General features: G+C 40.0%; 14 protein-coding genes, 12 tRNA genes and 1 rRNA gene. 26 read left to right on the forward strand and 1 reads right to left on the reverse strand.

Features of this window, described 5'->3' with window-relative positions; genetic code table 11:
* Positions 1-575 precede the first annotated feature (575 nt).
* From alr to NC797_RS17455, 12 genes are all read left to right on the forward strand, one after another.
* Complete coding sequence (alr, locus tag NC797_RS17400; RefSeq protein ID WP_272438096.1) at positions 576-1730, forward strand: alanine racemase; 1155 nt, start codon at positions 576-578, stop codon at positions 1728-1730.
* 156 nt (positions 1731-1886) lie between these two features.
* Positions 1887-2168, forward strand: coding sequence for a CopG family ribbon-helix-helix protein (locus NC797_RS17405; RefSeq protein ID WP_272438097.1), 282 nt, complete (start codon positions 1887-1889; stop codon positions 2166-2168).
* 5 nt (positions 2169-2173) lie between these two features.
* A complete protein-coding gene (locus NC797_RS17410) occupies positions 2174-2524 on the forward strand; it encodes a type II toxin-antitoxin system PemK/MazF family toxin (protein WP_272438109.1) in 351 nt (116 codons plus the stop codon).
* 241 nt (positions 2525-2765) lie between these two features.
* Positions 2766-3635: an RsbT co-antagonist protein RsbRA gene (locus tag NC797_RS17415; RefSeq protein WP_272438098.1), complete on the forward strand. Its 870-nt coding sequence runs from the start codon at positions 2766-2768 to the stop codon at positions 3633-3635.
* A 5-nt stretch (positions 3636-3640) separates the two neighbouring features.
* Positions 3641-3997: an STAS domain-containing protein gene (locus NC797_RS17420; RefSeq protein ID WP_272438099.1), complete on the forward strand. Its 357-nt coding sequence runs from the start codon at positions 3641-3643 to the stop codon at positions 3995-3997.
* A 2-nt stretch (positions 3998-3999) separates the two neighbouring features.
* Entirely contained in the window at positions 4000-4401 is a 402-nt protein-coding gene (locus tag NC797_RS17425; RefSeq protein WP_272438100.1) for an anti-sigma regulatory factor, read from the forward strand.
* 10 nt (positions 4402-4411) lie between these two features.
* Complete coding sequence (locus NC797_RS17430; protein ID WP_272438101.1) at positions 4412-5422, forward strand: PP2C family protein-serine/threonine phosphatase; 1011 nt, start codon at positions 4412-4414, stop codon at positions 5420-5422.
* Between the two features lie 418 nt (positions 5423-5840).
* Positions 5841-6170, forward strand: coding sequence for an STAS domain-containing protein (locus tag NC797_RS17435; RefSeq protein ID WP_272438102.1), 330 nt, complete (start codon positions 5841-5843; stop codon positions 6168-6170).
* Position 6171: 1 nt separating this feature from the next.
* The gene (gene rsbW / locus NC797_RS17440) at positions 6172-6648 is read left to right on the forward strand and encodes an anti-sigma B factor RsbW (protein ID WP_272438104.1); all 477 of its coding nucleotides are present in this window, start codon (positions 6172-6174) and stop codon (positions 6646-6648) included.
* Complete coding sequence (sigB, locus tag NC797_RS17445) at positions 6620-7411, forward strand: RNA polymerase sigma factor SigB (RefSeq protein WP_272438105.1); 792 nt, start codon at positions 6620-6622, stop codon at positions 7409-7411. The genes rsbW and sigB overlap by 29 nt, the downstream gene beginning before the upstream one ends.
* Positions 7411-8007, forward strand: coding sequence for a SpoIIE family protein phosphatase (locus tag NC797_RS17450; protein ID WP_272438106.1), 597 nt, complete (start codon positions 7411-7413; stop codon positions 8005-8007). The genes sigB and NC797_RS17450 overlap by 1 nt, the downstream gene beginning before the upstream one ends.
* A gap of 163 nt (positions 8008-8170) precedes the next feature.
* Positions 8171-10342, forward strand: coding sequence for a Tex family protein (locus tag NC797_RS17455; protein ID WP_272438110.1), 2172 nt, complete (start codon positions 8171-8173; stop codon positions 10340-10342).
* Positions 10343-10372: 30 nt separating this feature from the next.
* On the opposite strand, the gene cmpA is transcribed toward NC797_RS17455, so the two are convergent.
* Positions 10373-10492, reverse strand: coding sequence for a cortex morphogenetic protein CmpA (gene cmpA / locus NC797_RS17460; protein WP_272438107.1), 120 nt, complete (start codon positions 10490-10492; stop codon positions 10373-10375).
* A gap of 95 nt (positions 10493-10587) precedes the next feature.
* Between cmpA and NC797_RS17465 the strand changes: the two genes are divergently transcribed.
* The 14 genes from NC797_RS17465 to NC797_RS17530 all read left to right on the forward strand — a co-directional run.
* The gene (locus NC797_RS17465; RefSeq protein WP_272438108.1) at positions 10588-11037 is read left to right on the forward strand and encodes a SprT family protein; all 450 of its coding nucleotides are present in this window, start codon (positions 10588-10590) and stop codon (positions 11035-11037) included.
* Between the two features lie 193 nt (positions 11038-11230).
* A tRNA-Asn gene (locus NC797_RS17470) sits at positions 11231-11305 on the forward strand.
* Between the two features lie 2 nt (positions 11306-11307).
* A tRNA-Ser gene (locus NC797_RS17475) sits at positions 11308-11398 on the forward strand.
* 9 nt (positions 11399-11407) lie between these two features.
* Positions 11408-11479, forward strand: a tRNA-Glu gene (locus tag NC797_RS17480).
* 68 nt (positions 11480-11547) lie between these two features.
* A tRNA-Asp gene (locus NC797_RS17485) sits at positions 11548-11624 on the forward strand.
* Between the two features lie 3 nt (positions 11625-11627).
* Positions 11628-11702 (forward strand) — tRNA-Gln (locus tag NC797_RS17490).
* Positions 11703-11820: 118 nt separating this feature from the next.
* Positions 11821-11893 (forward strand) — tRNA-Lys (locus NC797_RS17495).
* Positions 11894-12017: 124 nt separating this feature from the next.
* Positions 12018-12101: transfer RNA gene (locus NC797_RS17500), tRNA-Leu, on the forward strand.
* Positions 12102-12154: 53 nt separating this feature from the next.
* Positions 12155-12241, forward strand: a tRNA-Leu gene (locus NC797_RS17505).
* 69 nt (positions 12242-12310) lie between these two features.
* A tRNA-Arg gene (locus tag NC797_RS17510) sits at positions 12311-12387 on the forward strand.
* A gap of 2 nt (positions 12388-12389) precedes the next feature.
* Positions 12390-12466, forward strand: a tRNA-Pro gene (locus NC797_RS17515).
* A 63-nt stretch (positions 12467-12529) separates the two neighbouring features.
* A tRNA-Gly gene (locus NC797_RS17520) sits at positions 12530-12603 on the forward strand.
* Positions 12604-12615: 12 nt separating this feature from the next.
* A tRNA-Ile gene (locus NC797_RS17525) sits at positions 12616-12692 on the forward strand.
* Positions 12693-12836: 144 nt separating this feature from the next.
* A 16S ribosomal RNA gene (locus NC797_RS17530) occupies positions 12837-12952 on the forward strand; the annotation flags it as partial.

Below are 12952 nucleotides of genomic sequence, written 5' to 3' on the forward strand. Positions count from 1 at the left end.
GACTGAGAGGCCGCTAATTGCCAAAAAGCCAGCCATAAATAGCCCTATTGTAGCAAATAACGTCCTGTGAGTCCGCTAAACCAAGGAAAACGGCCGTTTTTATGCAAATAACGGCCTCTCAGTCCGCATAGAATTTTTAGCGGACTCACAGGCCCTTATTCGGCAAAAATTCGAGGTTTTGGCGGGATTAGCGGACTGAGAGGCCGCTAATTGCCAAAAAGCCAGCCATAAATAGCCCTATTGTAGCAAATAACGTCCTGTGAGTCCGCTAAACCAAGGAAAACGGCCGTTTTTCTGCAAATAACGGCCTCTCAGTCCACATAGAATTTTTAGCGGACACACAGGCCCTTATTCAGCAAAAATCCGCAGTTTTGAAGGGATTAGCGGACACAGCTACCGATGTTCGGCCAGGAAATGACAAATGTCTGCTGGGGCCTCCGATCATGAAACTCATGAAATCATGCTTATAGAAGAGTACGATAATGTTTTTGTTCTGCTCTAATTGACAACTGCTCATTCACGGTAAATAATAGTACAAAAGTACATGCATATTACCGTGAAAAGGAGAGGCCATCATGAATAATGAACCTTTTTATCGAGATTCTTGGGCTGAAATACACTTAGACCGAATAGATTATAATATACGCCAACTTCAAAAACACCTCTCCAACAACAAAGGCATTTATGCAGTTGTGAAAGCAAATGGGTATGGTCACGGTGATATAGAAATAGCAAAAAAGGCGTTAGAAGCTGGTGCAACCAGATTAGCTGTGGCCATTCTAGATGAGGCACTAAGACTAAGAAAAGCTGGAATTGATGCTCCAATATTGGTTATGGGTTGGGTTCGGCCACAGGATATTGTTCATGCGGTAAAACATGACATAACCCTAACCTTTTTTCAACAGGAGTGGCTTCAAGACGTGAAGCGCCTACCTTTCTCAGGCAGATTAAAACTACACATGAAATGGGATACTGGCATGGGAAGAGTTGGGCTAAGGGAACATCATGAGATACTATCAGTACTTTCAGAGCTCAAAGATGATCGTCTTGAACTAGAAGGCATATTTACACATTTTGCAACTGCTGATGAGTCAGATAGTAGTTATTTCAAATACCAGCAGGAGCGATTTAAGGCACTTTACCAAATTTTTCAGGAAAATTGGCACAAAGATGTGATCATCCACACGGGCAATAGTGCAGCAAGTATGCGTTATCCACATGACATGGAACATTTTGTTCGGTTTGGAATTGGAATGTATGGTTTGTATCCATCCCTTATCGTCAAAGAAGAAAGACCAATTGATCTTCAACCGGCCTTTAGTCTACGGAGCCGTCTTATTCATGTGAAACAACTGCAAGCAGGACAATTCATTAGCTATGGAGCGACTTACAAAACAAAAGATTCGGAATGGATTGGGACGATCCCTTTAGGCTACGCTGATGGTTTGGCGAGAAAGCTTCAAGGAATGGATGTGCTTATTGGTGGAAAAAGGATGCCGATAGTAGGAAGAATCTGTATGGATCAATGCATGGTAAAGCTTGACCAGTTTTATCCTATTGGGACGGATGTCACCCTAATTGGAAAGCAATGCAATGATGAAATCACTGCTGATGAAGTAGCTCGTTATTTAGAAACCATTAATTATGAAATTCCGTGTATGATCAGTTACAGAGTACCGAGGGTGTATACAGATAAAGGGAAAATTGTAAAAACCACGAACCCTGTATAGGTAAAAATGGAAAGTGTTGTATTAAATTTGTGTTTTTGAAATGTAACTGACCATAATTTTAAAAAAAAGTTATGTAATGGCTTTGCAATGCAGATTACGGAATGATATGATTAGAATGGATTTTAACAGACTGGACTGTATAGATGGTGGAGGTGTATGGTTGTGTCAGAGAGCTTACAAGAGATTGTTGTAAGACTGCCAAAAAACCTACTAAACGAGGTGGACGGTTTAATGAAACATGAAGAGAGCGACTTGAGTGAGTTTATTTACCAAGCTACAAAATCGTATTTGCGCGAAAAGAAAAAACGTCATATTCGTGAAACCATGCAGAGAGGCTATATGGAAATGGCGCGAATCAATCTCAACATTGCATCCGAAGCTTTCCAGGCTGAAGAGGAGGCCGAAAACACCCTAGAGCGCTTAGTGAGCGGGGTGTAATGAATTTGATAGTAAAACGAGGCGAAGTTTATTTCGCCGATCTTTCCCCTGTTGTTGGATCAGAACAAGGGGGCGTCCGTCCAGTATTGGTTCTGCAAAATGATATTGGTAACCGTTTTAGTCCTACGGTTATTGTTGCGGCCATTACCGCGCAAATACAAAAGGCAAAGTTGCCTACCCATGTAGAAATTGATGCGCAGCAATACGGTTTTGAACGGGATTCTGTCATTTTATTAGAACAAATCCGTACAATCGATAAACAAAGATTGACGGACAAAATAACACAGCTTGACCAAAGTATGATGGAGAACATCAACAAAGCACTAGAAATCAGTCTAGGCCTAACAGATTTCTAGCCATCACAGTGCTTTTTGAACAACCTCTTACACTTTCATTCCCAATAGAGGGAAGTTCGAAGGGTATACCAGATAATAAGTGCAAAATTTTTATGAACATACACGGTTACGATAAACAAGAACAAAAACACCCTTGTCATTTAGATAGACAAGGGTCTTTTTCATTTCACTTTAGTTGCGGACTTTATACAAAAGTGTGAAAATAGAATAAAATGCTTAAGAGTATGCAGGGGGTAACTTGATGGACAGGAAATTGAAAGAAGTTGTGTTGGAAAATAGTAATACTATTGTTCAAATGTGGTTGGAGGATGTAAATAAAAATCGCAAGGAGGATATTTCTTCTACAATATCAGATGAATTGTTTGAAAGTACGAATCGAGAGTTTGTTAATGTCATCTTTGCATGTGTAGAGAAGCAGGGACTTACGAAGGATTTAGATGCCTTCTCAGAACGATTAATAAATCTCGGTTGGCCATTAAGTTACATAACGGATGGGCTACAATCCTTCCGTAGGGTAACGATTCATTTTATTTTACAAGAATCCGAAAAGGTAGACACCGACAACTTTACTGTGATCTTATATGCCGTAGACGAATGGGTTGATCCGATTATTAATCAATTAGTAAGCCAATATTCTGGCAGCTGGGAAAATATTGTTTCCTTACAGCGTGTGGCACTTCAAGAGTTATCTGCACCTTTAATTCCTGTGATGGAAAACATAACAGTGATGCCTTTGATCGGTACCATCGATACAGAACGTGCAAAACTTATTATGGAAAACTTATTAGATGGGGTAATCAAGCATAACGCTGAAGTTGTGTTAATCGACATTACTGGAGTACCTGTTGTAGACACAATGGTAGCCCATCATATTATCCAAGCAGCAGAGGCTGTACGTTTGATCGGATCGACCTGTATATTAGTCGGGATCCGACCAGAAATCGCTCAAACGATTGTCAACCTTGGGATCGATTTGAGCAAGTTCCCGACGAAAAGTTCATTGCGGAAAGGATTTCAAACTGCACTCGAATTAACGAACCGCAAGATAATAAGTTTACAAGAAACAGATCAGGAGATAGGGAAACTACTAGACTCACTGGATAAGGAGTGATGAATATGAGAATACCAATACTGAAGCTGCATAATTATTTACTTATCTCCATCCAAATAGATCTAGACGACAAAACGGCTATTCAGTTTCAAGAAGATCTTCTAAATAAGATTCATAAAAGTGGTTCTACAGGCGTGGTTATTGACCTGACATCTGTGGATATTATTGATTCTTTTATCGCAAAAGTTCTGGGTGATGTTGTAATGATGTCGGATCTTATGGGGGCAAAGGTTGTTCTGACGGGTATTCAGCCAGCGGTTGCGATGACGCTTATTGATCTTGGAATACATTTACACAATGTCCCTACCGCTTTAGATCTTGAGCAAGGACTAATCAAGCTACGCCAGGAATTGGAGGAGTGAGAATGGACTTCCAATCCTGTGTAACCATCCAAAAAGAATGGGATATCGTTGGTGCCCGCCAGATGGGGCGGAACATCGCCAAAGAAATTGGTTTTGGAACAGTGGATCAAGCGCGAATTGCGACAGCTATTTCAGAACTTGCCCGAAACATATATTTATACGCGGGAAGCGGGGAAATCTGCTTCGAGAGGTTAGAAACGATTGACCGCAAAGGGATCGGCATCTACGCCATTGACAAAGGTCCTGGAATGGAGGAAGTAAGTCGAGTGATGGAAGACGGTTTTTCTACATCTGGAGGTTTAGGCGCAGGACTCCCTGGGGTGAAACGCCTTATGGATGAATTTGATATCGTGTCTGAAGTTGGGAAAGGTACAAAAATAACAGTAATGAAGTGGATTCGTTAGGGGGGGTATGATGGACACCTTAAAGCTTGATCATCATATATATAGGGATCTATTAAAGCAGTTCATCGAGACACAAGACGAAAAATCCTTATACGAAGCAGAGCAAATAAGTAAACAATTAATGCAGCGGCACACATCACCAGAAGAAATTATTCATATCCATGTCAAAGCATTGCGGGAATTATTCCCCAATCTATCAAAGGAAATCCAGTATTCTATGGACTTTTTGCTAGAAACAATGATTTCCTATGGATTGGCTTTACAAGAGTTCCAGGCTTTAAGGGAAAAACAGTATGAAATAAATTCAGAGATTTCGATCGCAGCTAGTATGCAAGATACGTTGTTATCAACTGTGAAACCTGCGATAGAAGGGATGGATATTGGTGCGATTAGTGTTCCCGCCCAACAGATGAACGGAGATTATCATCATTTTGTTAAGGATTCTCAAGGAGCACTTGGTGTTGCAATTGCAGATGTAGTTGGAAAAGGTATACCTGCTGCCCTTTGTATGTCTATGATTAAATATTCAATGGATAGTTTTCCAGAAAATCGTATGGACCCAAGTGTGATACTAGAAAACCTGAATAGAGTGGTCGAAAGAAATGTTGATCCGAGTATGTTTATAACGATGTTTTATGGTCAATATTGTCCAAACTCAGCTACATTTACTTATTCATCAGCAGGCCATGAACCAGGCTTTCACTATGATGCCAAACACGATGTATTTAGTGAAATAGAAGCGAGAGGGTTAGTCCTCGGAGTAAGTCGTGATGCCGTTTATCAGCAATACGAAAAAGAAATCAATGAAAATGATATGATTATTTTATTAACAGACGGTGTGACAGAGTGTCGACAAGGAGAGCGATTCATAGAACATGAGGAAGTATTGAACGTGATCAAGCAATATATGCATTTATCGGCACAAGAAATGGTCGACAATGTTTTTAAACATTTTGAGCGCCTGCAAGATTTTCACTTGAGGGATGACTTTACATTAATTGCCCTAAAAAAATACGTTTAATAGAGATCCATTACGGGTACATAAATATATGTTATTAAAGGATGTTCAAAAAATCACCAAATGATAAGCTGCGCATCTCAGGCCTACACGATGTGGGTCATGCAGGTGTTGCCACAGGACGTGGCGGTCTTAGCCTGTATTCCTTAAATGGCTTGTTTTTCCGTTCCTTGGAAAAGAAACCGTCTTTTCCTGCGTGCGAGGTAATGCTTTCGAAGCAACAAGCTTTCGCTGCGCTACTCAAAACTGCACCGCCTCGACCTGCTTGTTTCTAATTTGTCGACTTTTTGAACACGCACTATTATCAAGTCTTTTCGATTCGATAAAGAAAACTAGACGGTTGTCACGCCGTAGATGCATTTAGAAAAATAAAAAAGGGATTGTAGATTTTCTTATCTTGTTAAGAAAGAGGAGGAAAAAGATGAATCTTACCTTAGATGTTGTAAATAAAGGATCTACATCGATCGTTTCACTAGAGGGAGAAGTTGATGCATATACAGCACCTGAGTTAAAGGAAACATTACTTCCATTAATGCGAAAGAATGGCTTAGAAGTAGAAGTCAACCTAGAAAAGGTATCGTATATGGATAGTACAGGGTTAGGTATATTTATTAGTGCATTAAAAGCTTCAAAGGAATACAATAGCAAATTAAGACTTGTGAAGTTAAACGATCGTGTATATCGATTATTTGAAATCACTGGTCTTAATAAAGTAATAAACATAGACTCTACAGTTCGGGGTGGATTTTAACATGGAACCATTTGATTTTATTGAAATAAAAGTACCGGCGAAATCAGATTATATTGGTGTTATTCGCTTAAGTACATCAGGGATTGCAAATCGAATGGGTTTTTCTATCGAGGAGATTGAGGACTTAAAAGTAGCTATTTCGGAAGCTGTTACAAATGCGACAACACATGCATATGAAAGACAAGAAGAAGGAGAGGTTACCGTTGGGTTTGGTTTATACCATGATCGATTAGAAGTGATGGTTGCAGACCACGGTGGTAGCTTTGATTTAAGTAAGGTAAAGGCAGTAATAGGTCCATACGAATCAACGGAACCGATCGAAAATCTAAGAGAAGGTGGGTTTGGCCTTTTTTTAATAGAAGCTTTAATGGATAAAGTTGAGATCAATAATGATTATGGAGTTATCGTGTTAATGACGAAGTACCTCCATGAAAATGAGGTGGGTTTAGATGACAACCAAATCTCAACCACACAATAGAAGTGAGGATGAGGTTTATCAATTGATACAATATCTCCAAGAAAATCCTCATGATGACCGCGCACAAGAAAAAATCGTATTCGTTTATCAAGATCTAGTCGAATCGATCGCTCGTAAGTATTCCCGTCACAGCTCCATACATGAAGATCTTGTTCAAGTAGGAATGTTAGGTCTGTTAGCAGCAATTAGAAGATATGACTCGAGCCTTGGTAAAACATTTGAATCCTTTGCCATTCCAACTATTATTGGTGAAATTAAAAGATTTATTCGTGACAAAACTTGGAGTGTGCACGTTCCTCGGAGGATTAAGGAGTTAGGTCCTAAAATAAAAAAAGCGATTGAGGAGCTAACAATCGCCAACCAACATTCCCCATCAGTAACGGAAATTGCTGATTATTTAAATGTATCAGAAGAAGAAATACTTGAAACAATGGAAATGGGAAAAAGCTATAAGGCGTTATCTGTTGATCGAAAAATTGAAGCAGACTCAGACGGCAGTACAGTTTCTATTCTCGATCTAGTTGGCTCACAGGACAGCGGATATGAAAATATAGACCAACGAATGCTGTTAGAGAAAGTAATGCCGGTTCTATCAGAAAGAGAGCAAGAAATATTAAAATGTACGTATTTTGATAATTTGAGCCAAAAAGAAACTGGAGATCTATTAGGAATATCTCAAATGCATGTGTCAAGGCTGCAACGCCGTGCATTACGCAAATTAAGAGAGGCGTTACAAGCAGAAGGTTCGGGTGTTTACTATTGATGGAGAAGGAAAAACATATTGATTTGTCTGTTTACCAAAAGCCGAAAAAAGGTAATTATCTTTGTGGAGATAGTTATTTTTATAAGGAAACAAATGATTCCTTTGTGTGTGCATTAGCCGATGGCCTTGGAAGTGGTGAATATGCAAAGGAATCGTCTGAAGCAGTCATTGACATTATTCAACAACATATAGATGAGCCGGTTGGACCTTTAATCAAAAAGTGCAATGAGAGTTTAATAGGGAAACGCGGTGTCGTATTAGGAATCCTTAAAATGGATTTTAACACAAAAACATATTCTTTCAGCTCAATCGGCAATATTGGTATCATGACAATTCTATCTGATTACAGGAAGAAAAGAAGTATTCCGAACGCAGGCTATTTGGGCAACTTCTCCAAAAAATTTAAAATAGCTACTGGTAACCTTGAACATGGCATGACCTTTGTCATGTTTTCGGACGGTGTTCATGATCGGGATTTATCGGCTAAATATTTTCTAGACAAAGATGTGCAGATCATAACGGAATGTTTCGAAGTTTATGGAGCGAAAAACCGTGATGATGATACTACGTTAATTGCAATCAAATATTATAACTAAATAGGTTCCTAGCCCTTCTATCACATTTCGATAAGGGTTTTTTTGTTTAAAGAGGGAGTTTGAATACGCACTTATAATTATAAGATGATGTCGGTTGAATTGGGAAAAATCTTTCACTTTTGCTAAAATAGGAATGGATCCAATGAAGGAGGAAGTATTTACAATGGTTGAGGATAATGAAAAAGAAAAAATTTTACAATGGATTGCAAAAGAAGCAAATATAGCTACAGGATCGATAAAACAAGTCATCTCTCTTTTAGAAGAAGGCAATACTGTTCCATTTATTGCTCGTTATCGCAAGGAACAGACTGGCGCCCTAGATGAAGTGCAAATAAAAGATATTGAAGACAAATGGGAATATGCATTACATTTGTCAGAGCGAAAAGTGGAAGTCATTCGTCTTATTGATGATCAAGGAAAATTGACTTCCGAATTAGAAGAAGAAATAAACAAGGCAACCAAGCTTCAAAAGGTTGAGGACTTGTATCGACCTTACAAACAAAAAAGAAGAACAAAAGCTACAATTGCAAAGGAAAAGGGTTTGGAACCATTGGCAAGTATCGTATGGGAGCAACAACAAGAAATGAATCTCTCGGAGTCAGCTACAGACTATCTCTCTGAAGAAAATGAGTTGACCGAGGTAGGAGATGTCTTGTCTGGTGTCAATGATATTATCGCCGAGTGGATTTCAGATGATCCTGCTTATCGAGAAACAATTCGGGAGAAGACCGTAAAAAAAGGAATACTAGAATCTGAAGAAAAGGATAAAGAGAAGGATGAGAAAGCTGTTTATGAAATGTATTACTCCTATCAGGAGCCTGTTCGTTCCATCGTTGCTCACCGGGTTTTAGCAGTAAACCGTGGGGAAAAAGAAGAAGTAATTAAGATATCTATTATCCCGCCTATTGAGGATATTCTTACATATTTAAAAAGGAAAGTTATTTTGACCAATACAAACCAAGAGGTAAAAGCATTCCTTGAAAATGCTATAGAAGATAGTTATAAGCGATTAATTCAGCCTTCAATTGAAAGAGAAGTTCGCAGTGAATTATCGTACAAGGCTGAAAAACAAGCGATTGAAGTTTTTTCAAAGAATCTAAAGAACTTGTTACTTCAACCGCCTCTAAAAGGTCAAACCGTATTAGGTGTGGATCCTGCATTTCGAACAGGGTGTAAATTAGCAGTTATCGATGAAACGGGGAGAGTACAGGCGGTTGATGTGATTTATCCAACTGCTCCCAAGCATGATATTGAAGGTGCCGAAAAAACTGTGGTTCAATATTTGAAGCAATATCCTATTTCATTAATTGCAATTGGTAATGGAACAGCATCTAGGGAAACAGAACAATTTATAGCAGATCTAATTCAGAAGTTTCATTTAAATATTGCGTATATCATTGTAAACGAAGCGGGAGCAAGTGTTTACTCAGCATCTAAGTTAGCTAGAGAGGAATTCCCTGAACTTCAGGTTGAAGAAAGAAGTGCTGTGTCTATCGCGAGAAGAGTGCAGGATCCATTAGCTGAGCTAGTAAAAATCGATCCTAAATCAATCGGGGTAGGGCAATACCAACACGATGTTACGCAAAAGCTATTAAATGATTCCCTTACCTTTGTGGTAGAAACGGCTGTAAACCAAGTTGGTGTGAATGTGAACACCGCTTCTTCATCGTTACTGCAATATGTTTCGGGGTTAAGTAAAACGGTAGCAAATAATATGGTGAAACAAAGAAACGAAACAGGGAAGTTTGTGAGTCGAAAACAATTAAAGGAAATTCCGAGACTAGGCGCAAAAACGTATGAGCAAAGCATTGGATTTTTGAGAGTTTCTGATGGGGAAGAGCCGCTAGATCGAACACCGATCCACCCAGAATCTTATGCTGCTACCCGAGCACTTCTTAAAATGATTGATTGTTCAACAAAAGATCTTGGGTCAGATAAATTGATAGAAGGATTGCGTTCCCTTCGTAAAGAAGCAGTCTCTGACCAATTAGGCATCGGTGTTCCGACCCTTGAGGATATTTTACGAGCACTTGCGAGCCCTGAACGTGACCCGAGGGATGATCTTCCAAAGCCGATCTTAAAACAAAACGTCTTATCGATGGAGGATCTCAAGCAAGGGATGGAATTGGAAGGAACAGTTCGAAATGTAGTGGACTTCGGTGTTTTTGTTGATATCGGCGTTAAACAAGATGGGCTTGTCCACATATCTAAGATGTCTAATCAATTTGTAAAACATCCAATGGACGTCGCTTCCGTAGGAGATGTCGTGACAGTATGGGTTGAAAGTGTTGATACCCAAAAGCAACGCATTGCACTGTCCATGGTTAGGGATTAAATGAAAAATACCAGGTTAGAAACCTGGTATTTACTCTAAATGTAAATTTTTATTCCTATAAAAGAACCAGCACTGATTAAGTATTTTTATTTGATACAAGTCTTTTGCGAGGTAAGCTTCTGTCATTTGCTTTTTAAACCAATTAGGCATTTGTCACGCTCCCCCTTTGAAACCAAAATGTTAGAATGTTAGCGGAAGTCATGTTTAAATTAATATATGTAGGAAATAGTGAGAGTGTGATTAGTATGAATCAGAAAGTTTTAGAAAAGCTAGTTAATGACTTATCACTACAATTTTTCGATAAGCCGTTTACTGATAATGTCGCATTTAATATGCGATTACGTACAACTGGAGGTCGATATATACCTTCGAAACGAAAGATCGAGCTGAATCCAAAATATATTCATGAATTAGGAGAAGAGGAATTCATCGGGATTGTGAAACATGAGCTTTGCCACTATCACTTACATATAGAAGGGAAAGGTTATCAGCATAAGGATCAGGCATTTAAGGAGCTATTGAAAAAAACAAACTCTCCAAGGCATTGTAACCCACTACCATCAACAAAAGACAGAAAAAGAATCCTTTATAGGTGCAAAGGTTGTGGCCATGAATATTATAGAACTCGTAGAATAGATGTTAACAAATACCGTTGTGGAAAGTGCAGAGGGACATTGAGTTATGTAGAAGAATGATGAAAGAGAATCAAAAAATTGACCCGAAAAACCATTGACGAATGAACCCATCCATGTTAAATTAAATAGGCGTTTGAAAAAGAGGTTTCTAAGTTTGTAAAAAAACATTTGACAAATATAAAGAGATGATATATTATATTTAACGTCGCTGTTAATGGTTTGTTAAGAGTAAGTCAAACGTGTTCATTACTATTCCACAGTAGCTCAGTGGTAGAGCAATCGGCTGTTAACCGATCGGTCGTAGGTTCGAATCCTACCTGTGGAGCCAGTGGAGAAGTACTCAAGTGGCTGAAGAGGCGCCCCTGCTAAGGGTGTAGGTCGTGTAAGCGGCGCGAGGGTTCAAATCCCTCCTTCTCCGCCATATTACGTTGGCCCGTTGGTCAAGTGGTTAAGACACCGCCCTTTCACGGCGGTAACACGGGTTCGAATCCCGTACGGGTCATTTTTCAAGATTAGAACGTCTTAAAAGGATCAGCGATCGTCAGGTTTTCTTATTATCCTTTTTATTTCGGTCCGGTAGTTCAGTTGGTTAGAATGCCTGCCTGTCACGCAGGAGGTCGCGGGTTCGAGTCCCGTCCGGACCGCCACGTTGGGCCATAGCCAAGCGGTAAGGCAACGGTTTTTGGTACCGTCATGCGCTGGTTCGAATCCAGCTGGCCCAGCCAATCACTTCATTCATTCTTTCCTAATATAAAATGCTTATATCTCATCTTATGATATATGTTGCTCAATATGAAAGATTGATCAAAAGAGTTTGGAAAACAAACATACTTGTGGTTAAATGAGCCATTAGCTCAGTTGGTAGAGCATCTGACTTTTAATCAGAGGGTCGGAGGTTCGAATCCTCCATGGCTCATCTAAATATTTTATGGATACTGGATTCTCACCTACGGTTCCCCTTGTCTTGATTAAACACAAAGCGGAGACAAGGACTAGCCTAACGGCGTCGGAATCCTCCATGGCTCATCTAAATAACATTTGCGGGTGTGGCGGAATTGGCAGACGCGCTAGACTTAGGATCTAGTGTCTTTGACGTGGGGGTTCAAGTCCCTCCACCCGCACCAATTATCTTTTGCTGAGCGCTTGACATTGCGGTGGTAATTTTTGTAAATACTATGCGGTCGTGGCGGAATGGCAGACGCGCTAGGTTGAGGGCCTAGTGGGAGTTTATCCCGTGGAGGTTCAAGTCCTCTCGACCGCACCAATAAATTTCTCAATAACCATTGACTTCTGTTGGGTGTGTATGGTATATCATAATATGTCGCTTCAATAAGCGCCCGTAGCTCAATTGGATAGAGCGTTTGACTACGGATCAAAAGGTTAGGGGTTCGACTCCTCTCGGGCGCGCCATCCGGGAAGTAGCTCAGCTTGGTAGAGCACATGGTTTGGGACCATGGGGTCGCAGGTTCAAATCCTGTCTTCCCGACCACTTGAAACAGTAAACTCATTGTTTCATAAAGTTTTAAAATAAGTAAATATATTTATCATAAATGCGGGTGTAGTTTAGTGGTAAAACCTCAGCCTTCCAAGCTGATGTCGAGGGTTCAATTCCCTTCACCCGCTCCATTCCTTTAAAGTGGGCCTGTAGCTCAGTTGGTTAGAGCGCACGCCTGATAAGCGTGAGGTCGGTGGTTCAAGTCCACTCAGGCCCACCATTTGATCCTTGAAAACTGAACTAAATAACCAGTAATGTCAAGTAAGAAAAAGCTAGTTTTTCATTCGAGCAAGATGAAATGATTCTCGATTAAGTATGTAACGTTCTGTTGCAACGTCGAAGTCAGCACATCTATGTGCAAACTTTTATGGAGAGTTTGATCTTGGCTCAGGACGAACGCTGGCGGCGTGCCTAATACATGCAAGTCGAGCGCGGGAAGCAAGCAATCGCCCTTCGGGGCGTGAGCTTGTGGAACGAGCG

The sequence above is a fragment of the Terrihalobacillus insolitus genome (assembly GCF_028416575.1).
GTDB lineage: Bacteria > Bacillota > Bacilli > Bacillales > Amphibacillaceae > Terrihalobacillus > Terrihalobacillus insolitus.